25 protein-coding genes and 4 pseudogenes are annotated in these 25300 nt (G+C 45.7%); 11 read left to right on the forward strand and 18 right to left on the reverse strand.

The genetic code is table 11. The features are described 5' to 3' along the window. Window positions 1-17 precede the first annotated feature (17 nt). The 3 genes from treR to treP form a co-directional block, all read right to left on the reverse strand. The gene (gene treR, locus AC07VD_RS19040; protein WP_003233679.1) at window positions 18-734 is read right to left on the reverse strand and encodes a trehalose operon repressor; all 717 of its coding nucleotides are present in this window, start codon (window positions 732-734) and stop codon (window positions 18-20) included. A 20-nt stretch (window positions 735-754) separates the two neighbouring features. Further along, entirely contained in the window at window positions 755-2443 is a 1689-nt protein-coding gene (gene treC / locus AC07VD_RS19045; RefSeq protein ID WP_494721935.1) for an alpha,alpha-phosphotrehalase, read from the reverse strand. Window positions 2444-2513: 70 nt separating this feature from the next. Next, window positions 2514-3926, reverse strand: coding sequence for a PTS system trehalose-specific EIIBC component (gene treP / locus AC07VD_RS19050; protein WP_003233682.1), 1413 nt, complete (start codon window positions 3924-3926; stop codon window positions 2514-2516). Between the two features lie 192 nt (window positions 3927-4118). Here treP and AC07VD_RS19055 point away from each other — a divergent pair. The 3 pseudogenes from AC07VD_RS19055 to AC07VD_RS19065 all read left to right on the forward strand — a co-directional run. Then, a pseudogene (locus AC07VD_RS19055) lies at window positions 4119-4304 on the forward strand (spore germination protein); the annotation flags it as partial. A gap of 126 nt (window positions 4305-4430) precedes the next feature. Continuing rightward, window positions 4431-4511: pseudogene (locus AC07VD_RS19060) on the forward strand (spore germination protein); the annotation flags it as partial. Between the two features lie 48 nt (window positions 4512-4559). Beyond that, a pseudogene (locus tag AC07VD_RS19065) lies at window positions 4560-4824 on the forward strand (endospore germination permease); the annotation flags it as partial. Here AC07VD_RS19065 and AC07VD_RS19070 read toward each other — a convergent pair. From AC07VD_RS19070 to AC07VD_RS19080, 3 genes and pseudogenes are all read right to left on the reverse strand, one after another. Then, window positions 4821-6236, reverse strand: coding sequence for an alanine/glycine:cation symporter family protein (locus tag AC07VD_RS19070; RefSeq protein WP_015252561.1), 1416 nt, complete (start codon window positions 6234-6236; stop codon window positions 4821-4823). The pseudogene AC07VD_RS19065 and the gene AC07VD_RS19070 sit on opposite strands and share 4 nt — an antisense overlap. Before the next feature lie 124 nt (window positions 6237-6360). Next, window positions 6361-6753, reverse strand: coding sequence for a DnaJ family domain-containing protein (locus tag AC07VD_RS19075; protein ID WP_003233692.1), 393 nt, complete (start codon window positions 6751-6753; stop codon window positions 6361-6363). A gap of 18 nt (window positions 6754-6771) precedes the next feature. Further along, window positions 6772-6909 (reverse strand): annotated as a pseudogene (locus AC07VD_RS19080) (hypothetical protein). Window positions 6910-7009: 100 nt separating this feature from the next. Here AC07VD_RS19080 and ltaS point away from each other — a divergent pair. Further along, window positions 7010-8959: a lipoteichoic acid synthase gene (gene ltaS, locus AC07VD_RS19085; protein ID WP_003233694.1), complete on the forward strand. Its 1950-nt coding sequence runs from the start codon at window positions 7010-7012 to the stop codon at window positions 8957-8959. Window positions 8960-8991: 32 nt separating this feature from the next. Here the strand turns inward: ltaS and nagE are convergent, their stop codons facing one another. Continuing rightward, on the reverse strand, window positions 8992-10350 hold the full coding sequence (gene nagE, locus AC07VD_RS19090) for an N-acetylglucosamine-specific PTS transporter subunit IIBC (protein WP_494721936.1): 1359 nt from the start codon (window positions 10348-10350) through the stop codon (window positions 8992-8994). 171 nt (window positions 10351-10521) lie between these two features. Between nagE and map the strand changes: the two genes are divergently transcribed. The 4 genes from map to AC07VD_RS19110 all read left to right on the forward strand — a co-directional run bounded on the left by map (window position 10522) and on the right by AC07VD_RS19110 (window position 12223). Next, the gene (gene map / locus AC07VD_RS19095) at window positions 10522-11271 is read left to right on the forward strand and encodes a type I methionyl aminopeptidase (RefSeq protein WP_003233698.1); all 750 of its coding nucleotides are present in this window, start codon (window positions 10522-10524) and stop codon (window positions 11269-11271) included. 81 nt (window positions 11272-11352) lie between these two features. After that, on the forward strand, window positions 11353-11667 hold the full coding sequence (locus tag AC07VD_RS19100; protein ID WP_003233700.1) for a DUF3243 domain-containing protein: 315 nt from the start codon (window positions 11353-11355) through the stop codon (window positions 11665-11667). Window positions 11668-11773: 106 nt separating this feature from the next. Then, window positions 11774-11929: a hypothetical protein gene (locus AC07VD_RS19105; RefSeq protein WP_003244572.1), complete on the forward strand. Its 156-nt coding sequence runs from the start codon at window positions 11774-11776 to the stop codon at window positions 11927-11929. Window positions 11930-12085: 156 nt separating this feature from the next. After that, window positions 12086-12223, forward strand: coding sequence for a YflJ family protein (locus AC07VD_RS19110; RefSeq protein WP_003233704.1), 138 nt, complete (start codon window positions 12086-12088; stop codon window positions 12221-12223). Window positions 12224-12263: 40 nt separating this feature from the next. Here AC07VD_RS19110 and AC07VD_RS19115 read toward each other — a convergent pair whose 3' ends face one another. Next, the gene (locus tag AC07VD_RS19115; protein ID WP_217020663.1) at window positions 12264-12929 is read right to left on the reverse strand and encodes an MOSC domain-containing protein; all 666 of its coding nucleotides are present in this window, start codon (window positions 12927-12929) and stop codon (window positions 12264-12266) included. Between the two features lie 66 nt (window positions 12930-12995). Between AC07VD_RS19115 and AC07VD_RS19120 the strand changes: the two genes are divergently transcribed. Beyond that, on the forward strand, window positions 12996-13271 hold the full coding sequence (locus tag AC07VD_RS19120) for an acylphosphatase (RefSeq protein WP_003243829.1): 276 nt from the start codon (window positions 12996-12998) through the stop codon (window positions 13269-13271). Here the strand turns inward: AC07VD_RS19120 and nosA are convergent. From nosA to AC07VD_RS19170, 10 genes are all read right to left on the reverse strand, one after another. Beyond that, the gene (gene nosA, locus AC07VD_RS19125; protein WP_213418841.1) at window positions 13262-14353 is read right to left on the reverse strand and encodes a nitric oxide synthase oxygenase; all 1092 of its coding nucleotides are present in this window, start codon (window positions 14351-14353) and stop codon (window positions 13262-13264) included. The two genes, AC07VD_RS19120 and nosA, sit on opposite strands and share 10 nt — an antisense overlap. 118 nt (window positions 14354-14471) lie before the next feature. Then, window positions 14472-15266, reverse strand: a complete 795-nt coding sequence (locus AC07VD_RS19130) for an MBL fold metallo-hydrolase (RefSeq protein WP_015383086.1) — start codon at window positions 15264-15266, stop codon at window positions 14472-14474. 66 nt (window positions 15267-15332) lie between these two features. Then, window positions 15333-16634: an Mg(2+)/citrate complex secondary transporter CitM gene (gene citM / locus AC07VD_RS19135; protein ID WP_003242978.1), complete on the reverse strand. Its 1302-nt coding sequence runs from the start codon at window positions 16632-16634 to the stop codon at window positions 15333-15335. Window positions 16635-16677: 43 nt separating this feature from the next. Continuing rightward, complete coding sequence (locus AC07VD_RS19140) at window positions 16678-16803, reverse strand: hypothetical protein (RefSeq protein ID WP_003233716.1); 126 nt, start codon at window positions 16801-16803, stop codon at window positions 16678-16680. 26 nt (window positions 16804-16829) lie between these two features. Beyond that, the gene (locus tag AC07VD_RS19145; RefSeq protein ID WP_167560175.1) at window positions 16830-17789 is read right to left on the reverse strand and encodes a tripartite tricarboxylate transporter substrate binding protein; all 960 of its coding nucleotides are present in this window, start codon (window positions 17787-17789) and stop codon (window positions 16830-16832) included. Between the two features lie 2 nt (window positions 17790-17791). Further along, window positions 17792-18472: a two-component response regulator CitT gene (gene citT / locus AC07VD_RS19150; protein ID WP_086343568.1), complete on the reverse strand. Its 681-nt coding sequence runs from the start codon at window positions 18470-18472 to the stop codon at window positions 17792-17794. Further along, window positions 18444-20072 (reverse strand): two-component sensor histidine kinase CitS, encoded by a 1629-nt coding sequence (yflR, locus tag AC07VD_RS19155; RefSeq protein ID WP_494721937.1) that lies wholly within the window; start codon window positions 20070-20072, stop codon window positions 18444-18446. Before yflR ends, citT begins: the two co-directional genes overlap by 29 nt. 126 nt (window positions 20073-20198) lie before the next feature. Continuing rightward, window positions 20199-21635: an anion permease gene (locus AC07VD_RS19160; protein WP_015383080.1), complete on the reverse strand. Its 1437-nt coding sequence runs from the start codon at window positions 21633-21635 to the stop codon at window positions 20199-20201. 126 nt (window positions 21636-21761) lie between these two features. Then, window positions 21762-23024, reverse strand: a complete 1263-nt coding sequence (locus tag AC07VD_RS19165; RefSeq protein ID WP_134982649.1) for a pectate lyase — start codon at window positions 23022-23024, stop codon at window positions 21762-21764. Window positions 23025-23214: 190 nt separating this feature from the next. Further along, a complete protein-coding gene (locus AC07VD_RS19170; RefSeq protein ID WP_003233729.1) occupies window positions 23215-23562 on the reverse strand; it encodes a YflT domain-containing protein in 348 nt (115 codons plus the stop codon). Between the two features lie 242 nt (window positions 23563-23804). On the opposite strand from AC07VD_RS19170, the gene AC07VD_RS19175 reads away from it, so the two are divergent. Next, complete coding sequence (locus AC07VD_RS19175; protein WP_494721938.1) at window positions 23805-24173, forward strand: YfmB family protein; 369 nt, start codon at window positions 23805-23807, stop codon at window positions 24171-24173. 109 nt (window positions 24174-24282) lie between these two features. Next, window positions 24283-25230: a Fe(3+)-citrate ABC transporter substrate-binding protein YfmC gene (gene yfmC, locus AC07VD_RS19180; RefSeq protein ID WP_024572848.1), complete on the forward strand. Its 948-nt coding sequence runs from the start codon at window positions 24283-24285 to the stop codon at window positions 25228-25230. Window positions 25231-25300: the final 70 nt, after the last annotated feature.

Raw genomic sequence — 25300 nt, forward strand, 5'->3', positions numbered from 1 at the left:
GCAGGCAGGCGCCTCTCTCATTTCCCCCGCCGCGCAAAATCAACAAATCGGAATTTGTCGAGACGGTGTCTGCTTTCCGTATATTGAAACAAACTGGTATCCTCCAAAAAGACGTAGTTTCTCACCACGACCATATGGTCATAGCCGCGTAAATCGAGCAGCTCTCTGTCCTCGTCCGTACACGGCTCGGCGACAATTTCTTTTTGGGCGTAACTGATCGAAAGACCGAGCTCTCCTTCTATATATTCATATATGGAGTTTTCACAAATTTCTTTCGTCAGGTGAGGGACATGCTTTCTGAAAAAGTAATCCTTGTCCAAAATCACATGTTCCCCGTCAATCTTCCTAGACCTGATGACTTCCCAGATGTCGTCATCCAGATTGGCCCGGAGCTGTTTTTGGATCAGCTCTGACGGAGGCTCCAGCCCGAATTTGTGTACAGTTGTTTTCGTTTCTTTGCCAAGCGTTTGCGCGAGTTCCTTGAAGCTGACAAGACCCGAAACGGGAAACTGCATTTTTTCACGGTTGAGCACGACGGAGCCTTTTCCCCTGATTTTCTGGATATAACCGTTTTGCGCGAGCATATGAAGCGCCTTTCGGACCGTTTCTCTTGATGTACCGTACTGTGCGGTCAACTCATGTTCAGACGGAAGAATCTCCTCCGCTTTCCATCGGCCGCCTTCAATTTGCTGTGCGATGTCTTTATAAATTGTGATGAATTTATTCACCTTCATTATGGACCACCCAGCTTAGTTTAACACGGTTTCGTTAAACGATAAACAATGGACTCATACGGGCGAAGCGTCATGTTCTGAAGCCCTTCCCTTGCTTCATCGTTCGTCAACAGCACCTCTGCCTTCCATTCGTCAGGCGCTAAAGAGTCCGGCAGTGTAAAGGCCGCCTCTGTCCCGTAAAAATTATTGATCACGAGCAGCTTTTCATTGCTGCCGTGTCTGAGATACCCAAAAATGTTCGGGTCATCCTTTGCGATTATCTCATACGTTCCCTCTGTCACAATGTCATACATTTTGCGAATCTGAATCAATTTTTGATAATGGTAAAACACCGAATTTTGATCCCTCAGCGCCGCTTCGGCATTGATTTCCCGATAGTTGCCGGCGACCGGTATCCATGGGGTGCCCGTTGTAAAACCGCCATTCTCCGTATCATCCCACTGAACAGGGGTTCTGGAATTGTCACGGGATTTCGCCTGTAAAATGGCTGTGATCTCTTGATCAGCCATTCCTTTGTCCTTAAAGGCGTGATACATGTTCAGCGATTCGACATCCCGATAGGAACTGATGTCATTAAACTTCGGATTCGTCATCCCCAGCTCCTCGCCCTGATAAATATAAGGCGTGCCCTGCATCATATGAATGGCCGTAGCAAGCATTTTCGCCGATTTCACCCTATATGCGCCATCATCTCCATATCTTGATACAACGCGCGGCTGATCATGATTGCACCAGAACAGAGCGTTCCATCCCCCTCCTGCATGCATCCCCGTTTGCCAGTCGGATAGGATCTCCTTCAGCTTCAAAAAGTCAAACGGCGCCAAGGCCCATTTTTCGCCGTTGGGATAGTCAACCTTGAGATGATGGAAGCTGAATGTCATATCAAGTTCTTTATTGTCAGGATTCGTATACCGGATACAGTGGTCTACGGTTGTTGAAGACATCTCACCGACCGTCATGCTGTCGTAATGCGAAAACACCTTTTCGTTCATTTCATGCAGAAATTCGTGCACCCGCGGCCCGTCAGTGTAAAAAGAGCGGCCGTCGCCGCCGTCCTCCGCATCCGGAAAGCGCTGATCTTTAGAAATCAGGTTGATGACATCAAGCCTGAAGCCGTCTATTCCCTTTTCAAACCAAAAATGCATCATGTCATAGACATGCTCTCTGACCTCTTCATTTTCCCAATTCAAATCAGCCTGCGTCACATCAAACAGATGCAAATAGTATTGGCCCGACGCTTCGTCAAGCTCCCATGCCGAGCCGCCGAATTTCGATTCCCAGTTCGTCGGAACAGAACCGTTTTCCTGCGGGTTTTTCCATATATAAAAATCACGATACGGGCTGTCTATGGAAGAGATCGCCTCGCGAAACCATTTGTGCTCTGTTGACGTATGATTGACAACAAGATCCATGACGACTTTCAAGTCTCTTTTATGCGCTTCGGACACTAGCCGCTCAAAATCCTCCATCGTTCCATATTCAGGATAAATCGAGTAATAATCACGAATATCGTACCCATTATCATGCTGAGGAGAATCATAAATCGGTGTCAGCCAAAGCACATCCACCTGAAGTGTTTTTAAGTAATCCAGCTTTTCAATAATACCGTTCAAATCGCCGACACCGTTTCCCGTTGTATCGTTAAAGCTTTTCGGATAAATTTGATAAACCACAGCTTTTTTCCACCATGGCGTTTGTTCTGTTTTCATCTGTCTCCACCACCATATTTAAATTGAAAACGGGAAAAGGGAACGTTCAACACGTCCCGCTCCCCACTTGTTATTTATGTTTGAATCTCGCATACGCGTATGTTCCGGCAAACGGCACGATCAATACAATAGCCATCCCGATTGCAAACGCGCCCCAGTACTGGCTCATGATTGAGAAAATCCCCGGCACGCCGCCGACACCGACGGAGCTTGCCAGCACACCTTGAGAAGAAATATACATTCCGGCCAGGCCAGAGCTGACCATTGCAATGATAAACGGGAATCTGTATCGCAGATTCACCCCAAAGATGGCAGGCTCTGTAATGCCAAGATAAGCAGAAATCCCTGATGTGAGGGAGAGGCCTTTTTGTTTCTCATCCTTCACGATAAACATCATGGCCAGAGCCGCCGAACCTTGTGCGATATTAGAAAGCGCCAGCATCGGCCATAAAAAGGTGCCGCCGAGCTTTGATCCGATGAGCTGCAGGTCGACTGCAAGAAACGTGTGATGCATACCGGTAATCACGAGCGCTGAGTAGAAACCGCCATATAACAGACCGCCCAGTGCGGCAAAAGAACCGAACACCGAGATCAGCCCTGAAGTCAGTACATTACCGATCGCAAATGTAATCGGGCCGATAATGATAAAAGAGGCAAATCCTGTTAAGAGAAGCGTAATTGGTGCGACAACGAGCAGCTGTATGCCCTCAGGTGTGCGTTTTGTTAAAAATACCTCAATCTTCGCCAGCATATAAGAAGCAAGCAAAATTGGGAGCACCTGGCCCTGATAGCCGACTTTCTGCACCTCTAGGCCGAATAGATTCCATACCGGGATCTCTCCGCTTTGTTCTGCCGCTCCATATCCCCACGCATTCAGCAAATCAGGATGCACGAGCATAACTCCGAGCACAATGCCGAGAAGCGGATTGCCGCCGAACCGCTTGACGGCAGACCATCCGATTAACGCAGGCAAAAACGTAAAGGCCGTGCCTGCAATCAGGTTAATCATATTAGCAAGATCCGCCCACTGCGGATAAACCTGCACAATCGATTTTGTACTGAAGAAAATGCCTTCCGCCGTTAAAATGTTATTGATCCCCATTAAAAGACCCGCCGTGACAATCGCAGGCAATATTGGAATAAAAATATCTGCAAGCGTTTTCACAGCACGCTGCAAAGGATTCATATTTTTTTCTGAGGCCTTCTTCACTTCATCCTTTGTTGACTCGCCAATCCCCGTTTCCTTAACCAGTTCAGCATATACTTTATTGACAGTTCCTTGGCCGATTACGACCTGAAACTGTCCGTTTGTCGAGAATGATCCCTTTACCACATCAATTTGATCAAGCATCTCTTGGTCAACCTTGCTTTCATCTATTAAAGCAAAACGCAAACGTGTAACACAATGAGTTGCCGCTGCAATATTTTCTGCACCGCCGACTGCTTCGACAATCTGACGTGCCGATTTGTTCAGTTCCCCCATGCCAACCCCTCCGTATCCGTTTTTATAACTTGTATATACAACTTATAATCATATTGTATTCCTGTATATACAGGTAGTCAACACTTTTTTATAGCGCTTTCATCCTAGTCTGGATTATATGAAACAGACAAGGTTACCCTAAAAGTCACAAGCACTTATTGAATATGACATTAAAAAGCAGGGTGAGCCTCTATGAATAAACGCGACAAAGCGCTTCAGCTCATCAAAGAGCTTGAAGACAATCAGGACAGACCGATCTCTCCCAATTTGAAGGAAAACCTCGATAATCTGACCCAGCTTACAGAAGGTTGCTCAAACATCGTATTTAGACAATTTGACTTTGGAAACGGGCTGTGCGGATTTATTGTTTATGAAGAAACTTTGAAAAGTTAATAACAGAATCGACCATCAAAGGATCGAGAGAGGGCTTCACTGAAAGCCTCAGGGTATAATGTTCAGCGCGGCGTCTGCCCGCTAGCCGATTTCTTTCCCCGCCATACAGCTGAGGCTCTCCGTGAAGAGGGAGTGCGCCTGCCGAAAACCGTTGGTCAGACGGTCAGCATCCTCGGCGCTCTTGTTATTGGGACAGTACTGATGCGGAAATTGTGTCTGCCCCATGGTAATGATTGTATCTTGGATCGTTCAGGCCTGATCATCACGGCCTTTTGGATTTCCGTCATTATAGTGAAGTATCGTGGTACAGCCTATCGCTCTAAAAACGACCCGAAAGCCATGTATACACCAACCGGCAGCTTTTGGTTCTTCTTACATACAAATCAGCTTCGACTTTAACAGAATCAAACCAATCATTAATGTAGTGATTTCTATTTTGCTGCCTTTACTCATTTATTTGATCATAAAAAGCAAAGCGTTGTTCAGCGCCAAAGCAAAGCACTAGGAATTTTTAGCTTCTTTTGTTTGATAAACAGGATTCTGTTTTGTTTTTCTTATATCTTTCAGGTAGTACTGTTCAGATGTAAAGAATTCGGTGTACAGCGCTTTTACCTTTCTGCTCAATAACAACAGCGCAATCACATTTGGAACGAGAATAAAAGCCAATGCTAAGTCCAAAAAGCCCCAAATGGCTTTTGCTCCGCCTGCGGCACCTATGATAATAGCCGCTAAATATACGAATTTAATCACGTGTCCTGCCAGCCGCCCGAACAGAAATTCAGCTTGCTTTACACCGTAAAAAATGACAACCATAATGGTTGATACGACAAAGAAGACTAGGGAAACCGAAACGAAGTACCCTCCGCCAGAACCGAAATAATGCTGAAATGCAGCCGTCGTCAGTGCTGCCGGGTCAATTGAGGCGTTCTTCCCTGTCCAGACACCAGATGCAAGAACGACAAAAGCGGTGGTCGTGCAGATGATCAAGGTGTCAATGACAATGCCGATCACAGACCAAAACCCTTGCCGCACAGGATGATCAGTCATTGCTGCCGCATGTGCAATCGGGGCTGTTCCCATTCCGGCTTCATTAGAATAAAGCCCGCGGGCAAATCCCCAGCGAACGGTTTCCGCCAACGCAGCACCTGCGAACCCTCCAACTGCTGAAGAAGAGGTAAACGCATTTGAAAAGACGAGAGAGAAAAACGCCGGCACTGATGATAGATTCATGAGAACAATCAGGAGACCGGCACCTGCGTATGCCCCTGCCATAAGAGGCACGACAAACTCTGTTACTTTTCCGATCCGCTTTACCCCTCCTATCACCACTAACCCAATCAAAAATGCAATTCCGATTCCTGCGTATATTTTATTGAAAGAAAACGTCTCGGCAAGCGAGACTGAAACCGAATTTCCCTGAACCATAATGCTGGGAATCAGCTCCACAATCAGCGCAACAGAGAAGAATACGCCGAGCCATTTCATGCGCAGCCCTTTTGTTATGTAATACATCGGTCCCCCGACGTATTCACCCTGCTCATTTTTTTCTCTGTAATGAACAGCAAGAACACTTTCAGAAAACTTAATCGCCATGGCAAATAAGGCAATAAGCCACATCCAAAAAACCGCTCCTGGTCCTCCAAACATAATAGCGGCGGGCACACCGACAATGTTCGCTGCACCGATCGTTGAACTGAGGGCTGAGGTCAATGCCTGAAGCGGTGTGACTGTGCCCTCTCCCTTCGGCTTTTTTCCTACGCTGCCGATTGTCTGTTTGAAAATGTATAAAGGATAGCGAAATTGAAAACCTTTCAGCAAAATTGTGAAATACAACCCCGTCCCCGTCAGCAGGATGATTAGCGGCGGCCCCCACAGCCAATCAGATATATGCTCTATCCATACTAATAGACGTTCCATCCCATCACCCTTTTTTCGTTTATGGGTCATTTCCCATAGATGGAAAAACATAAACCTTTTGACATAGAACTTGGAACATAAAAAGGATGGCTTTTATCAATCGCCATCCTGCAGACAAGACAAATCAGCTGGAAGAAGGTCTGTTTCGTCCAAGCCGGTCATATACTTTATTCTTATAAAAAGCTGATGCTGGCTTTGAAAACATGCCTTTTTTGTCGACAAGCTTATCAAGCAGCAATTGCTTTTCAGATTTTTTCCTGATTAATTGCTCGCGTTCTTTTTCGTCATAGCACTTTTCGATTAAATGGTCGATGGTCATAAGCTCTTTTTTGAGCGCGCCCTCGTCCTCTGCCATTCCCGCGTTTTTCAAAATACGATAGCCCATGCGCAGCGATTCCGGCAAGTGTGCTGCGTCATCCTTCGGCAGCGGCTTCCCCATTCCCGGGAGGTTTTGAAAGTCCCCGTCTTTGATGGCGCGCTTAATTTTATCTTCAGACACAATATGGGAAAAATCCATCATTTCACCTCTTTTTATCTATACCTTATATTTTATCATACAATTCTCAATGTACCATTTTATTCCTTTATTTCTAGAAAGCTACCTTGTTTTACATTTGGTAATATCAAAGCGAAACGTTGATTCGACGGCGTTTTTCGCCACTTTCTCCATCATACGATTTTCACTTTTCTAATCTGCTGATTCGTGTTATATTGGATACGTTCGTTTTTTCTATCGTTTCGCTCGAACTGGATCGGAAAAAAGGAGTGTAACAATGAAAACATTTATAAAAGAAAGAGGACTGGCCTTCTTCTTAATTGCGGTCGTCCTGTTATGGATCAAAACGTATGTCGGTTATGTCCTGAACTTCAACTTAGGAATAGACAACACGATACAAAAAATATTGCTTTTTGTGAATCCTCTTAGCTCAAGCTTGTTCTTTCTTGGCTTTGGACTCTTGTTCAAGAAAAAATTACAGCAGACAGCCATTATAGTGATTCATTTTTTAATGTCTTTTTTACTGTACGCAAACATTGTGTACTACAGATTTTTCAATGATTTTATTACAATTCCGGTCATTATGCAGGCTAAAACAAACGGCGGCCAACTCGGTGACAGCGCATTTTCGCTGATGAGACCGACTGATGCCTTTTACTTTATCGATACGATCATCCTGATCATCTTGGCGATCAAAGTAAACAAGCCTGCCGAAACGTCAAGCAAAAAATCGTTCCGAATTATTTTTGCGTCTTCAATTCTTGTGTTCTTGATCAACCTGGCAGTTGCGGAATCAGACCGTCCTGAATTGCTGACAAGATCATTCGACCGGAACTATCTTGTGAAATACTTGGGAACATACAATTTCACGATTTATGACGCTGTACAGAATATCAAGTCCAACAGCCAGCGCGCGCTTGCCGATTCCAGCGACGTGACGGAAGTAGAAAACTACATGAAAGCCAATTACGATGTGCCGAATAACGTGTATTTCGGCAAAGCGGAAGGAAAAAACGTCATTTACGTTTCACTTGAATCTTTGCAGTCATTTATCATCGACTATAAAATTGACGGCAAAGAAGTGACACCGTTCTTAAATAAACTGGCACATGATAACGAAACGTTCTACTTTGATAACTTTTTCCACCAAACGGGACAAGGCAAAACATCTGATGCTGAATTTATGATGGAAAACTCTCTGTACCCGCTGGCTCAAGGTTCAGTTTTCGTAAACAAAGCGCAAAACACGCTGCAATCCGTTCCGGCGATTCTGAAGTCTAAGAATTACACATCTGCTACTTTCCACGGGAACACGCAGACGTTCTGGAACCGTAACGAAATGTACAAAGCGGAAGGCATTGATAAATTCTTTGATTCTGCCTACTATGACATGAACGAAGAAAACACGAAAAACTACGGCATGAAAGACAAACCGTTCTTCAAAGAATCAATGCCGCTGCTGGAAAGCCTGCCGCAGCCGTTCTATACGAAGTTCATTACCCTGTCCAACCACTTCCCATTCGGAATGGATGAGGGGGATACAGACTTCCCGGCTGGAGACTTTGGTGACTCTGTCGTCGATAACTACTTCCAGTCAGCCCATTACCTTGATCAGTCCATTGAACAATTCTTCAATGATCTGAAAAAAGACGGGTTATATGATAAATCGATTATTGTGATGTACGGAGACCACTACGGCATCTCTGAAAACCACAATAAAGCGATGGCGAAAGTGCTTGGCAAGGATGAAATCACTGATTACGACAACGCCCAGCTTCAACGGGTGCCGCTCTTTATCCACGCTGCCGGCGTGAAGGGCGAGAAAGTTCATAAATATGCCGGAGACGTTGATGTGGCTCCTACCATTCTGCATCTGCTCGGAGTGGATACGAAGGACTATCTGATGTCCGGTTCTGATATTTTATCGAAAGAACACCGTGAAGTGATTCCGTTCCGAAACGGAGACTTTATTTCACCGAAGTACACGAAAATATCCGGTAAGTATTACGACACGAAAACCGGAAAAGAACTCGATGAATCTGAAGTCGACAAGTCAGAAGACTCGCTCGTCAAGAAGGAACTTGAAATGTCCGATAAAATCATAAACGGAGACCTGCTGCGGTTCTACGAGCCGAAAGGTTTTAAGAAGGTGAATCCTTCCGATTATGATTACACAAAACATGACGAAGATTCTTCCGAAACGTCAAAGGATAACGAAGATAAATAAGAAAAAGCGGAGAGGTTGCCCTCTCCGCTTTTTTATTTGACAGCAGCCCTCAATTCCTCAGCTGCAAATTCCACATTCGGGCCAATAATGACTTGAACCGATTGCCCGCCCGATTTGACAACCCCTTTTGCGCCTGCTTTCTTTAGCAGCGCTTCATCCACCAAAGCGGTATCCTTCACAGTCAGTCGCAGCCTTGTGGCGCAATGATCAATGGTTTGAAGGTTTTCTTTTCCGCCGAGCCCTTTCAGCATGATGTTTTCATTTACATCCTGAACAGTATTTTCATCCAGCACTTCATCCACATCATCTTCTTCCCGTCCAGGCGTTTTTAAATTCAAAGCCTTAATCAGTACATAAAACACGATAAAGTATACTGCCGCATAGCATATACCTACCAAAAGCAGAAGCAGCGGTTTTTCCGCGATTCCATAGCTGAGCACATAATCGATAGCTCCGGCTGAAAAAGAGAAGCCTGAGCGGATGCCGAGCCAGTTGACGATAAATAAAGATAACCCGGTTAAGACCGCGTGAACAGCGTATAAAAGCGGAGATAAAAACATAAATGCAAACTCAATCGGCTCCGTAATCCCTGTGATAAACGCCGTTAAAGCAAACCCAATCATCATCCCAGCCGTCGCTTTCCGTTTAGACGGCTTCGCAGTCACAACCATAGCCAGACACGCCGCCGGAAGACCGAACATCATGATTGGGAAGAATCCGGTCATATATGTGCCCGCTGTCGGATCTTTCGCGAAAAAGCGCGCCAAATCCCCTGTCACTCCGTTATATTCTCCGAATTGGAACCAGAAAATATTGTTCAGCACATGGTGAAGGCCAAGCGGAATTAACAGCCTGTTGAATAGGCCGAATATGCCTGCCCCGATGCCGCCGAGCCCAAGCATCCACTCTCCAAACGAGTTGATACACGATTGAATCGGCGGCCAGACGACTCCGAATATGCCCGCTAAAATGATCGTAATAATGGCTGTTATAATCGGCACAAGCCGTCTGCCACTGAAGAATCCGAGATATTCAGGCAGCTTGGTATCCTTGAAGCGGTTATAGGTGTAACCGGCAATTAAACCGGCAATAATTCCCCCAAACACCGCCATGTTATTTGTTTTATCAATTGTCTTTGTTGCCGCGTCAAGCATCAGATACGATATCGCCCCTGATAAACCCGCGGCCCCATTGCTGTCTTTTGAAATGCCGATGGCAATTCCGATCGCAAAAATAAGCGGCAGATGATCAAAAACCGCCGTCCCCGCCTGATAGACAAACGGGATATTAAATACATCCTCTCTGCCAAGCGCAAGGATAATTCCAACCGCAGGCAGAACTGCAATCGGGAGCATAAATGACTTCCCGAGTTTTTGTAAAAATGAAAGCATACCCATCCCCCTCATACCCTTTTTTTTCAAATATACCATATAAGATATCTAGTGATCTATACCAATTTTCCCGGGGGTATTTCTTTTTTCCCAGGCCCGTGTGTTTCCTATTTTTAAGACAGTTGTGGTAAGCTTAATCTAGATTATTTAAAAAGAAAGCGGGAATGACAGATGATTGTAACAAACGATCAAGAATTAGAAGGCCTGAAAAAAATCGGAAGAATCGTCGCGCTTGCGCGTGAAGAAATGAAGCGGAAGGCAGAGCCCGGCATGAGCACAAAAGACCTTGACCTTATCGGAAAAGCTGTGCTTGATGAGCACGGCGCCGTTTCAGCTCCTGAGAAGGAATACGATTTTCCAGGCGTGACATGCATCAGTGTAAATGATGAAGTGGCTCACGGCATACCAAGCACATCCAAAATTTTAAAAGCAGGGGACCTTGTCAACATCGACATCTCCGCTGAATTTGGCGGCTTCTATTCCGACACAGGCATCTCATTTGTGCTCGGTGAAGGAGAAGAACGCCTTCATAAGCTTTGCCAATGCGCGGAAAACGCTTTTCAAAAGGGGCTTCAGCAGGCAAAAGCGGGCAAGCGCCAAAACCAGATCGGAAGAGCCGTTTATCATGAAGCACGCTCTCAAGGCTTTACCGTCATCAAAACCCTGACCGGCCACGGAATCGGACGAAGCCTGCATGAAGCGCCGAATCACATCATGAACTATTATGATCCGTTTGATAACGCACTGTTCAAAAATGGCACAGTCATCGCGCTTGAACCGTTTATTTCAACGAAAGCAGAAACGATTGTTGAAGCTGGAGACGGCTGGACGTTCAAGACGCCGGATAAAAGCATGGTTGCCCAAGTTGAACACACGATCGTCATCACAAAAGATGAACCGATTATCCTGACGAAACTGTAAAACACATTCCGGGCTTCCGGCAGGTTTAACCTCCTCCAATAGCAGGTAAAACATCATTATTCTGCACGAGGAGGTCTTGCAATGAACAGAGATCAAGAAAAAATCCAAATTGAAAACGAAATGAACGCGATGCATGGCACAATAAAAGAAGACATTTTAAAAGACTTTGATGAATTTAAAGGCTACCTGAAAAAACAAGTCAACCGAGGCAAAAAGCTGGGATTGGATGACGGCAAGCTTGTAAAAAGCGCTGCGATCTTGGGAGACTACCTCGCAAAGCATGAAGAGCCGCAAAACGGTGAAGAAATGCTGCTGCAAGAGCTTTGGAGCGTTGCAGACGAAGATGAGAAAGAACATTTGGCACAGCTTCTGGTCAAATTGGTTGATAAACAATAAAACATGAGCCGGGCGATATGCGCCCGGCTTTCTTGATATTGTCACAGCCCGGCTCTTTCAGATATGCTACACTACTATTATGTCTGTGAAAGGAGCCTTTATCTGCATGTGGTTTATTATTTTCGGCATCATTTTTTTCATTGAAGGCATCATTATGACCGTTTACGGCGTTAAGAAAAAAAACGGGATGCTCACATATATCGGCATTGTTTTCGCCATTATGACATTTGGCGTTGTCATGATCAAACTAACCGGCCATTAAATCATATTCGGCTTTTGCTCCGCATATACATACAGAAGAACATTCGTACATCTAGTGCGAAAGGCTCAGTTTTCCCCGTATCTCTTTTCAGCATCTTTTTATAGATGTTACAATGCCAATCGTTTCGAAATCAGATAGGGAAAGGAGTTTTCTGACATGCATTACGGCAGTAAAGGCTGGTATGTGGCAGAACTAAAAAAGCAGGGGATCACGCACCATGAAGGAAGAAAGCTTCAAAGCTATAAAACCTATTTTCTTGCCAACCTGCTTGAATCAAAGAAAAAACAATCTTAAATATGGCAAAGCCGCGCCCGTTGATATGCGCGGCTTTTTTCTATTCAACCGGCAGCAGCCTGTCCTTTTTTTTCATAAAGGACGCTCTCCAGCTTTCCGATAGTGCAGCCTCACTTAAAATCCGTTCAATGGCTGTGAGATTTTTTGCATCATGGTAGTTGATGCGGTTGGCGAACTGGACGGATATGCCTTTCTCTCCTCTGGACAGCAATTCAAGGTTCGCGCCGGGAGACACCCTGCCCTCCTCCAGCACGCGAAAATAAAACCCTGTATAGCCGGTTTGCTGGACCTTCAGCACCATTTCTTTTACACCAAACTTTTTCGCCAGCTTTACACACGGCTGGCGCGGCTGGCTGACCTGAACAACAGCTTCATCAAGCCTGAACACATCCCCGATGCAAACATTCTCCTCAGTCAGGCCCGCGACCGTCAGATTTTCTCCAAATGCGGCATTTGACAGCGGTCTTGAGAGGAACTCTTCCCAAAATGGATAATGCTCCGCCGGGTAGACACAGACAGCCTTATCAGGTCCGCCGTGGTTGACGAGGTCCGCCTGTCCGTCTCCTTCAAAATTCTCCCGATACAGCATGACGGCTGATTCAGCCGGCCGCTTCATGATGCCTGTTTCGATTTTCTTTCCGTCATATTCAAGCGTCTGCGGTTTTCCCAGATTAAGAGAAAGAACTGAATAGCGCTCTTGTTTCATACAAACACATCCCCTTTACAGGTTGTAAAATGATTGATTATCATAAAAAGAAAAGGTGGTTTTTACATGCTTCAATACCGAATCATTGTAGACGGCCGGGTTCAAGGTGTGGGCTTTCGCTATTTTGTTCAAATGGAAGCTGATAAGCGAAAACTGGCCGGCTGGGTCAAAAACCGTGATGACGGGCGTGTCGAGATTTTGGCAGAGGGTCCGGAAAACGCCCTGCAATCGTTTGTTGAGGCTGTAAAGAACGGAAGCCCTTTCTCAAAGGTTACCGACATCTCTGTGACTGAATCCCGCAGCCTTGAAGGCCATCATCGATTTTCTATTGTTTACTCATAAGGCTTATCTTGATAAAAATAGTTCGGCTTAACGATTGAGTTATCATAGGAGCGGTGGAAGATATGAGTGGCAGCGGGTGAAATTGGCGGAATCAGCCACGTCCAGTCTCCCGTCAGCTTTCTGCCAGCTTCTTCCTCCTGTTCTTCAAACCGTTTAAACTGGCTTGCCGCTGTATGATGATCAACGATGCTGACACCCTGCTTTTTATACGAGTGCAGCACAGCTTTATTCAATTCAACTAGCGCTTGATCCTTCCATAAATCCGTATTGTAATCAGCGGCGATGCCGATCACGGACGCTACTTTTTTGAGCTTGTCGTACCGCTTTTCATCTGCGAGGTTTCTCGCTCCGATCTCCGTGCCCATATACCAGCCGTTAAATGGCGCGGCATTATAATGAATGCCCCCGACCTCAAGCTTCATATCAGAAATAATAGGCACGCCGTACCACTTCAGCTCCAAATCAGAAAACGCCTCGATGTCCGGATGTGTGATTGGAACCTCGATCACAAGTGAACGCGGCAGCTCATACCAGACAGGCTGCTCGTCGCCTTTCATGCGAAAAATGAGCGGCAGCAGGTCAAAATCCGTTCGCTCTCCGCGCCAGCCGAACTCTTCGCAAGCTGCTGTCAGGGAACAGGAAGCCGGGTCGCCGATTCTTTCTCCGTCTGACTCATATCCAGCGTACCGGATCAGCTGATGATTCCAGATCTCGACTTGCTTTTCACCCTTCTCTTCCGGAGGGAAAATCGTAATGGTCGGTCTGATTTTTCCGTTATTGGTGGCGGTTTCAATATGGTGAAAGAGGGCATCACGCACTTCCTCCTTCGTCCGGACGTCTCGTCTGTCGATAACATTCAGCGAATTCCAGAACAATCTGCCGATGCAGCGGTTGCTGTTTCTCCAAGCCATTTTCGCTCCGTGCTCTAGCTCTTCCTTCGTATGTACATAGCTTCCGGTCAGGTCAATTTCACTTTTAATGTCCTCGAGACGGTCTTTCACTTCCTCCTCCTTTCCCAATTCCTGATAGCATGCGGCAATAAACGCTTTCGCTTCGTTCCAGAGTATTTCTTTTTCTTCCAACAAACTCTCCCCTTCACATCACTTCATGCTTTTCATTGTATCGTTTTTAAGCGGCAAGACAAATGATTTTTCTGCAACTTCCTGGAAAACAATAAAAAACACCCGCGTGGTGCGGGTGTCAAATAGACGATAACCGATTTGCCAATTCAGTTAAGTCACTTCGAAAGTTTTTGCCGGTCATCGGTATGCCGTGCCCTGTCAATAACGCTTCCGGTTCAAGACCGGCCAGCTTTAGAATGGACTCCGCGGCCGTCTCTGTGTCAGGCGTGAAATAAGCCGGCGGACCGTGAAGCTCCTGTTTTTGTATCAAGACGTCAGCCATTTTCTCCTGTTCCACTGTAATAACAGCATCACCTGCTACAAGCACGCGGCCGTCATCGCGGAATAACGAAATATGGCCCGGCGTGTGTCCTGGTGTCGCGATCCACATCCACTCGTCAAGAAAAGGAACTGAACCGTCTTCCGGCAGTGCCTGGACATGTGAGGAAATATCGATGGAGTGCCGCGGAAACAGCGGCGACAGCTTAGCGACCAGCCCGCTCTTGCTGTCAGGACGAGCCGGAGGATAATCCTCTTTACCTGTTACATAAGGCATTTCCCGAGAATGGACATAAACAGGCACATCCCAATGCTCAAGGATCTCTTCGATTGCCCCAATATGGTCAAAGTGCCCGTGTGTGAGGATAATCGCCTTCAGCTGAAACCCTTCACCGAATCTTTGTTTGGCTTCATTGACAATCATGCCGGCTGATTGGGGCATGCCGGCATCAATTAAAACAAATGAGTGAGGTTCAGAAGGCAGCTGAATAAAATAGACATTCGCAATTTGCACAGTCAGGCCGTGCACCCCTTTTGCCGCTTCGAACCCCGTTCCGCTTCTGACTGAAGTCAGCGGCATATAAGGATCACTCATAATGACACCTCCGGAATGTTGTATGCCGTTAGTGTGTGTCATTACGCCTGAATTATCATACGGAGATCATACGGAAATAGAGATCGCACCGATCAATAGAGCGATAGCCGTCATGACGATCACTGCGAGAACCGCCCATTTCAATGCGAATTTTTGATGGTCATCAATAGAAACTCCGACGAGTCCGACAAGCAAATGAGTGGATGGCACAAGCGGACTCAGCATATGAATCGGCTGGCCGATAATAGAGGCTCTGGCAATTTCCACTTTATCCACACCGTATGCGACAGCTGTTTCTGATAAAATCGGCAACACCCCGTAGAAATACGCGTCATTCGGCATCAAGAATGTGAAAATGCCGCTTGTTAAGGCAACAATCGCCGGGATCAATCCGCCCATTTGTTCCGGTATCATGGACACGAGCGAGATCGCCATTTCATCAACCATTTTCGTGCCTGTCAAAATCCCCGTGAACACCCCCGCGGCAAAAATCATTGAACCGATAGCCAGCACGTTGCTGGAATGCGCCGCGATACGCTGTCTCTGATGCTCGAGATTGGGATAATTCACAATCAGCGCAATACAAAACGCAATGACAAACAGTACGGTTAAACTGACTTTACCCGATACTAAACATCCTATTAAAGAAAGCGTTAACAATAAATTGAACCACCAAAGCTTCGGCCGCTTCCACTCATCTTCAACCGCAGCAGCCGGTTCATTGGCATTGGCTGGCTGTTTCAGTTCAATCACACCAAGGCGCTTTCGTTCCGCTTTTCCAAGCACATACGCAACCGCCACCATACAAAGCATCCCGCTTGCAATAACAGGAATCATCGGACCTGTAAGCTCAGCTGGATCAACCCCCAGCGCACTCGCCGCTCTCGGCGTCGCACCGCCCCATGGAATCGTGTTCATGATTCCCATGCCGACTCCCGCGATTCCCGCCAGGATAATTGGCCGGATGCCTAGCAGCAAATAGAGCGGAAGCATGGCGCTTGTCGTAATCATGTACGTTGTCGAGCCATCTCCGTCCAAGGCGACGAGCATTGTAAGAACCGCTGTCCCGACAACAATTTTTAAAGGGTCTCCTTTGACCATGCTTAAAATTTTGCCAACCATTGGATCAAACAGGCCTGTATCAATCATAATTCCAAAATATAAGATCGCAAACATAATCATGACCGCAGTCGGCGCGACTTGCTGAATCCCGGAAATCATCATGTCCCCAACTTCAGTAAATCCAAATCCGGCGATAAGCGCAAACACAATCGGCGTCAAAACCAATGCTGTTAAAACAGAAAGCCGTTTTGTCATGATCAATGCCATAAACACAAGCATCATGAGAAAGCCTAAGATTGCTAACACATCCATTCCCCCTTAAATGAATCCGCTTACATTTTTTTCTCCCTTACTCCCCTTTTTGTCTTGCCTTTTTGCCATCGTATGGGAAAACCAACCGCAAGTAAATAATTTGGTTTTTTTGTATTTTTAATTTTTTAAAACCGTTTTGTTCTTTTTGATCAATTTTCGGCATGAAAAAAATCCCGGGATGCCGGGATCTTAATTTCCTGTCATGATGCTTTGATAAAAAGCAGATTGCTCTTCTAAAAACCGTTTCGTTTCCCTGCTGTTCAAATAAAAGCTTTCCCAGTCCTGTTCGTTTATTTTCCGCTTCCATTCAGGTGAGGAGGTGACCTTCTTTAGCGCTTGATCCCAGTAAGAAATCTCTTCCTCAGACATATTTTTCGGGCCCAAAATCCCTCTCCAATGAGAAAAAACAAACGGGATTCCCTGCTCCTTCCACGTCGGTACATTTGGAAAACCGGGAAGTCTTTTATCAGATGTTACAGCGGCTAACGTGATATCGCCGTTTCGTTCATATGGTTTCGCTTCAGAAAGTGTCATGGAAGCCGCTTCTATCTCATGTCTGATCAGCGCCTGAATGAGCTGTTCGCTGCTGTCATACTGTGAGAATTGAATGTCAAACGGGTCAATGCCGTACATATCTGCCGCTCTGACGAACGAGAGCTGATCATCATTGCCAAACCCCGGGGCAAAGCCGATTCTCACCTTGCCGGGATGCATGTTGATCTCATTCAGCACATCTTTGCCATTTGTTAACGCTGATCCTTTTGGCAATGCAACCGTCTGCCATTCCTTGGAGAGAATGGCGAGCGGAGTAAAATCAGCCATTTTTAATTTGCTTTGCCCGAGAAGATCATTGCTCAATATTAAGCTGGACGTCATGCTGATGGTTTGTTTGCTGCTTTTGTTGACATATTTCCAGCCTTTCTCTCCCCCGCCGCCGGATTTATAGACGATATGAACATCATCCTTCACGATCTGCTTCTGCCTCAAAACTGATTGGATCGCCTGCGCTGTGACATCCCAACCGCCAGAAGGTTCGGCAGGGACGACAATTTCTATCGGCCCGTCCGGCAGGCGCGGCGCAGCCGCCTGCCTGATATCACCCTGCATAAAGATCAATAGAAAAATCAATAATATTATAGATCTTTTCATATCTAATCCGCCGCCAAATAATATTTTCTCTCCGGCCTGCCGATAATCCCGTATTCAAGCTCGGCTCTTGCTTCTTCCTTTGACACAAGGTACTCGGCATAACGGCGGGCAGTTGTTCGTGACGCCCCCATTTTTTCCCCAAGTTCCTCCGCTGTCAATCCTTCTGACGCAGTCTGAAGCGCTTCCTTAATTTTTCGCAGTGTAATCGAATTAATGCCAGTCGGCAAATCCTCTGCCGGCAAAGCTGTCTTCACACTGTTCCCAAAAATATGGTCGATCATGGCTTGGCTGACCTCCGGCTGAGACATGAGCAGCTTCCTTTTTTCTTTATACTGAAGCAGCACCTGCCTGAACTTGTCAGCCGTTACGGGTTTGATCAAATAGTGGGCAATTCCTGCCCTTAGCGCTTCCTGCAAATGCCGGGTTTCTGTTGCCGCTGTGATAATCATAATGTCCACTTCAGGAAATCGGCTTCGTATTTCAGGAATCAACGCGGTCCCAAGCTCGTCCGGCATATAAATATCCAGCAGAAGCAAATCAGCCTTGTGTCCCTTCAAAAGCGCCAATGTCTCTTTTGCGTTAGCCGCCTTGCCGATAATCTTGAATCCATCAAGCTGTTTGATCAATCTCTCATGGATTTGCGCAACTCGAAAATCATCCTCCGCAATCGCGATGTGAATCAAATGGATTCCCCCTTTGTTTCTCCTTCGGTATAAACACAGTGAATACCGCCCCGCCAGTTTTTTGATTCGCCAGTTCGATCCAGCCGCCCAGTTCACGCACTGAGTCTTTCACATTGGCCAGACCGTAGCCTCTCTCCATCCCCTTTGAAGAATAGCCTCTCTCAAACACAGCTTCTATTTTCTCTGGCGGCACACCGGGCCCTGTGTCTGATACTTCAATGACAATGTCATGGCCCATATCCGTGATAAAAAACAAAACTTCCTTCACGCTTTGCTCCGCTACAGCTTCGAAAGCGTTATCAATTAAATTTCCGATAATCGTAATAAGATGGGACAAGCCGATATGTGCAGGAAGAGGCGCGAGTGAGCTGTTCTCATCAATCACCAGCTTGACCTTCTTTTCCGATGCCTTGCTTATTTTCCCTAACAAAATGGCCTGCACCTGCTGCGAATGAATGTTATGGAATAAAAGATCATGCTGTTCATTTTGCATCGCGTATTCCTCTTTAATCAGATCAATGGCTTCATCATACTCCCCAAGTTCGAGCAGCCCTAAAATCGCATAAAGCTTATTTGAAAATTCATGAGTCTGCGCCCTGAGATCCTCTGAATATTTGCGAACCTCTGTCAATGTGTCGATCAGCTTCTTCAGCTCTGTTTTCTCCCTGAAGCTGACGACAATTCCATACGCCTGCCCTCCTTGATTCATCACTTTCGTATTGATAATAAACACTTGATCGTTGACGCTTACCTCCTGGTTCGGCAGCATTTCTCCTTTTTCAAGCACAGACATCAGCCCTGCTCCCGGCATGACGTCATCTATAGGAAGATGGATCACAGGCTCGGGCAGCTTCAGCATCTCGGCCGCCGATACGTTCATCATGGTGACGACGCCTTCACGATTGGTGGCAATAATCCCTTCTCGAATCGCGAAAAGCATTGCGTTTCTCTCACGATATAGAGCCGCGATCTCATGCGGCTCAAGCCCGAGCGTATCCTTTCTGATGCTTTTCGCCAGCACGGCGGCGCCAATAAATCCGAGCAGCAGCACAAGCACAGCAATCACACTCAAATTTCTCAAATGCTTTTTGATGCTTTGCTCTGTCTCCGTTTGCAGAAAATCAACAGACACGCTGCCGATCACTTGGCTGTATCCCTTCTGTTCTTTTATGATCGGCGCGCTCCCTCTGATCACTCTTCGTCCATCCGCTTTTGTTTCAGAAACATGCGAACCGCCAAACAAAATTTCTCTGCTGCGCTCCAGTTTCTTTAATCCGCTTTTTCCAGAGGCGCTGCGAATGTCTCCTTTTTCGTCCAAAACATAAATGGCAAACGCGCCAGTCTGTTCTTTCATTTGTTCAATGACCTCTTGCGTCTGAGCCGCATGTCCGCCTTTTCTCTCAATGAGCTCTTTAACCGGCGGCATATAGGAAATGGTTCTCGCCGTTTGAACCGCCAGCTGCTCTGCCTGTCTCCGTTCTCCCTGTGTATGCTGAACGGCTAACGTAATGGTCAGCACACCAATGACAAAGACCAGCAGAGCCGCAATCAGCCCCATTATTTTTGTTTGCAGGGAAAAATGGAACCGCTTTTTCACCACAGCACCAGCCGTCCTTTCTACCTAGATCATACCATTTTTCACAGGGGATTTTCTCATTTTTCAAAATCCATTTTCTTACGAAGGAGTGAAAATAAAAAAAGGCAGACTACGTCTGCCTTTTTCTTTCTACCATATTCCTAGTACTTTCCACCATAATCCGCCGATCACAAGCCATACGATGATATGAACAATCGACAGGATAAATCCGATGGACCACCATTTGCCTTGCGGGATGTAGCCTGCTCCGAAGAAGACCGGAGCCGCTCCAGAACCGTAGTGAGTCGTTGACCCGAACAGGTTACTGATGAACGCGAGGCTCAGCGCTGCTAAAAGCGGCGGTGCGCCCGCTGCCACGACGACAGCCAAAAATGCTGAATACATCGCACTAATGTGGGCTGTCGCACTTGCAAAGAAATAGTGAGAGTAATAATACACAACAATTAAAATGATGAATGCCACAATCCAAGAGAACCCTGATACGGATGATTTCATGGCATTACTGAACCAAGACACCATGCCTAATTCATTCAAGAAGTTGGCGAGCATGACAAGCGCCGCAAACCAAGTGAGCGTATCCCAAGCGCCCTGTTCTTTCTTAATATCATCCCAAGTCAGAACTTGTGATAATAAGAGAACGGACAAACCGATCAATGCGGTTGTGGTTGCGTCGATGTTGAAGCTGCCGCCAAAAATCCACAGCACAAGTACCAAAAGAAACACGATAACCATGGAAAGCTCTGATTTTTTGAACGGTCCCATTTCTTTCAGTTTTTCTGTTGCGATTTTCGCCGCATCCGGTGTTTCTTTGATTTCCGGTGGATACAGCTTGTAAATCACAAGCGGCGTGATGATTAAGCTTACAAGTCCCGGTACAATCGCGGCAATTGCCCAGCTTGTCCATGTTAAGTCCACCCCTGCGACATCATGGGCCAGCTTGGCAATCAGCGGGTTCGCCGCCATCGCTGTCAGGAACATAGCAGATGTGATCAGATTCCCCTGAAAACCGGTTTTTAATAAGAATGCACCGATTTTTCTCTCTGTTCCATTTGCCGGGCTTGATCCGAATGTTTCGGATAATGATCTGATAATAGGAAATATAATGCCTCCTGCACGCGCCGTATTACTTGGAATAGCAGGTGAAAGTATTAAATCACTGAATAGCAGTGAATAAGAAAGTCCAAGGGTTTTTTTTCCGAATTTCTGAACGAATACATACGAAATTCTCGCACCGAGCCCGGTTTTAATAAATCCCCGGGAAATAAAGAATGCGATAACGATAAGCCAAATGGTCTTATTCCCGAATCCGCTTAATGTATCCTCAATGGATAGTGTTCCAGTTAGTGCAGTAACCGCCAATGCAAAAATTGCAATTGCACCCATTGGCAAGGGCTTGGAGATAAAGCCGATAATTGTCGCGACAAAAATCGCAAACAAATGCCAAGCTTTAGGTTCAAGTCCGGACGGAGCGGGAATAAACCAGATGATTAGTCCCACAGCGACAGTAATAAGCAATGGAACAAGCTTTACTGCTGACTGTTTTCCTGCGTCTTTTTCTGAAGCCATAAATAGGTCTCCTCCTATATACTTGTTTTCCGATCCCCTTTTCCATTCTACTCCTTAACTAAGTTAATAAACATTTTAATTAATTAAAAAACACAAAGGTTAGCACCCTTTGTGTTTTTCACTTTCTTAATTTAATTTACCCGCACCCGCTTGATTTATAACATTTGATTTCACATTAACAGAAGCATCAATCGATCCATGCAGAGACGGCGTCCAGCCGACAGAAGAGCTCAGCCCGTTTGCAGCCGATGCGTTGATCTGTGTGCCGTTCAGCAACGTGCCGGAGTCATATAAAGCCGTTCCCCCGCTGAATACGCTGATCGTTTTAGCAGCTGACAGTCCCGGTACGTCAATGACATTGTTTTGGGCATAGATTTTAGATGACTTTCCGATTCCCCATGCATAGCTGAAAGGATAACTTGAAGAGCTTGTGCTTCCTTCATAATAGTTGTTGTATACGTGCACTTGCCCGAAGCGGACTCTCGGCGCGCGCTGGACAATATTTTTGTAGCGGTTATGATGCAGCGTAATTTTTAATTTGCCGTCATCGGAGGTTTTGCTGTCACTTGATCCGAAAATGGAGCTTTTATCATGATCGTGATAATAGTTGTAGGACATCGTGATATAGTTAGCACCGTTGGAAGCATCCGTTTGGCCGTCATGGTGCTGATATTTTCTTCCATAATATTTCGGTGATGTGCTGTCCGGACGCGAACCGTCATTAAATGTACAGTGATCAATCCAGATGTGTGTGCCGCCGTTTATCGTGATGTTGTCGTATTGTGAGTTCCAGTTCCCTGAGCTTCCGTCAGTCGGATCCCATTGCGGAAAATAGTCATAGGCATCCTGGAATTCAATGTTGCGAATAATGACGTTATCACTCTTGATTTGGAAGTTTCCGCCCACGACTTTAGCGTTAGTCCCTGAACCGACGATCGTCGTGTTTGCAGGAATATCCACCATGACCCGTGCTTTTTGGTTTTTCTGAGAGCGTGCTCTCGCTTCTTCTTGTGTTCCCGACGGCTCTTTTTTGCCCCATGTGCTAGGATCATAGGCTTTCAAATATTTGTCCAAATCATACTCCGGATCTTTATAGTCATTTAGACCAAGCGGCTTCAGATTGTCATCCACGTTCATATCAATCGTTCCCTTGATATAAATGATTTTTGGCGTTGTATTCGTTTCCTTCCCTAATGCCGAGACAAGCTGGTTTCTGTTGCTGACGGTATACACATTTGAGGACGATGCTTTTGATCCGCCTGTCGTGCCGGTCGAGTACGCGCCCCATCCATCATTGGATCCCAACGTCTGGTGGCCTAAATCAGCTGCGTTCGCGCCAGCTGGAGTCAATCCTAAAAACAGAGCCGTAGCTAACATCACTTTTTTCATCCACTATGTACCCCCATTTTCTATTTTGTGAGATTTTATTCCAATTTATCACAAAAATATAATAGCAAATTGAGGGACATTCAGAACCGAAAATGTTCCGCTATCCTATTGCGGCATTCTGCAAAATCCCACCGCAAAGACCGCAAAAAAACCAAAAGGCCGACATTGGCCTTTTGGTTTTTTCCTTGCTTTATGCCCAAGCTTTCACTTTTTCGTTATCTGTCACAAAGAGAAGCACTTTTCCTTCATCTAAGCGTTTTTCAAATTGAGCGGCTTCATCTTCAGAAAAACCGATTTCGTGAATTTTATTGCGGAGCTCGTCTCCTTTTTTATTGAAGATATTTCCCACCGCGTGCTTGAAACCTGTTTCTTTGGCTCCGATCGTATTGGCATTCGTGTTGTCTGCCAGGCGTTCCGTTCTGTCATCGTCGTGAGCTAAGACGTATACATCCTCTTTCGCAACACCCATTTTCTGTAATTCCTCTACATCCTTCATGAGCTGTTCGTCATTTGTATACTCTTTTACAACTGGTTTCATGTCGATATTCCTCCTTCATGTTTTCTATATTTCTTTCATACCCGATCGTCTGTACCTGAAACAGATTCCAGAACATTGAATAGAAAAACAGGAAGAATGGTAGTAGCTATTTATTTTCCGTCCATGGTAAAGTGATAGGAACAGGACCATTTTCAGAAAAGTCAAAATTAAAGAGAAGCCGCTGCACGGAGCACACGACCATGAAATGCTGCCTTTATCCGTACGAGCAGGAGGTATGTCTAATGCAATATTTTTCACCAGAACAGCAATACAATGCTTGGGTTGTGAGTGATTTAGTCAAACAGATTTTCCATAAGCGTGCCGGATGTTCACCAGGAATTCACGAGCTTGCGGTTTTTGCCGAGGAACATTTTCATATCGATATCGACTTTGTTTTCTCGATTATCATGAATATCGGCGACATTGAATTTGCACTAACAGATGAAATAGAAAAGAAATTGTCCGGTTATCTCAGCACTCTCCTTCCTTATGTCACTGCTGATATGTTCGAAACCTCTAAAGCCAACGCCCATGCGTTTTTGTCTCGAAGACACGGTAACGCTGCATACCACTTATTTGTGTCTGATGATGCTTTCATGAGAAAGCAGTAAAAAACGCAGCTTTCTTTACTAAAAAAATATTGACATGATAAGCCATGCTATTATAGTGTTACATGTGATAATGATTCTCATTACTAAATCTGAAAAAAGGAAGAATGACATGCGCACCTATTCTAACAAGTTGATTGCCATCATGAGTGTTTTATTGCTCGCCTGCCTCATTGTATCCGGCTGTTCATCAAGCCAGAATAACAACGGAAGCGGCGAAAGCAAGTCTAAGGATTCCAGAGTGATCCATGACGAAGAAGGAAAAACGACAGTAAGCGGCACACCTAAGCGGGTGGTTGTGCTTGAGCTTTCATTCTTGGATGCCGTTCACAATCTCGGCATTACGCCGGTGGGCATCGCCGATGACAACAAAAAAGATATGATTAAAAAGCTTGTCGGCAGCTCCATTGATTACACATCTGTAGGCACACGCAGCGAACCCAATCTTGAGGTCATCAGTTCCTTGAAGCCTGATTTAATCATCGCTGACGCTGAGCGCCATAAAAACATTTATAAACAGCTGAAAAAAATCGCCCCGACGATTGAATTAAAAAGCCGTGAAGCGACATATGACGAAACGATCGACAGCTTTACGACCATTGCTAAAGCATTAAATAAAGAAGATGAAGGAAAAGAAAAGCTTGCCGATCACAAAAAAGTCATCAACGATCTAAAAGCTGAACTTCCGAAAGATGAAAACCGCAACATTGTTCTCGGCGTTGCAAGAGCGGATTCCTTCCAGCTTCATACATCATCATCCTATGACGGAGAAATCTTTAAAATGCTAGGCTTTACACACGCTGTGAAGTCAGATAACGCCTATCAAGAGGTCAGCCTCGAGCAATTGAGCAAAATCGATCCTGATATTTTGTTCATCTCAGCCAACGAAGGCAAAACCATTGTAGACGAGTGGAAAACGAACCCGCTCTGGAAAAATCTCAAAGCGGTGAAAAATGGACAAGTCTATGATGCGGACCGTGACACTTGGACAAGATTCAGAGGCATCAAGTCTAGTGAAACAAGCGCCAAAGATGTGCTTAAAAAAGTGTATAATAAATAGGACAAATGAGAAGCGAGGGGAAATCCTTGCTTCTTCGTTTTTGCAACCAGACGCAGTAAGGAAGTGAGAC

The sequence above is a fragment of the Bacillus sp. GW821-FHT01G09 genome, from assembly GCF_059422205.1.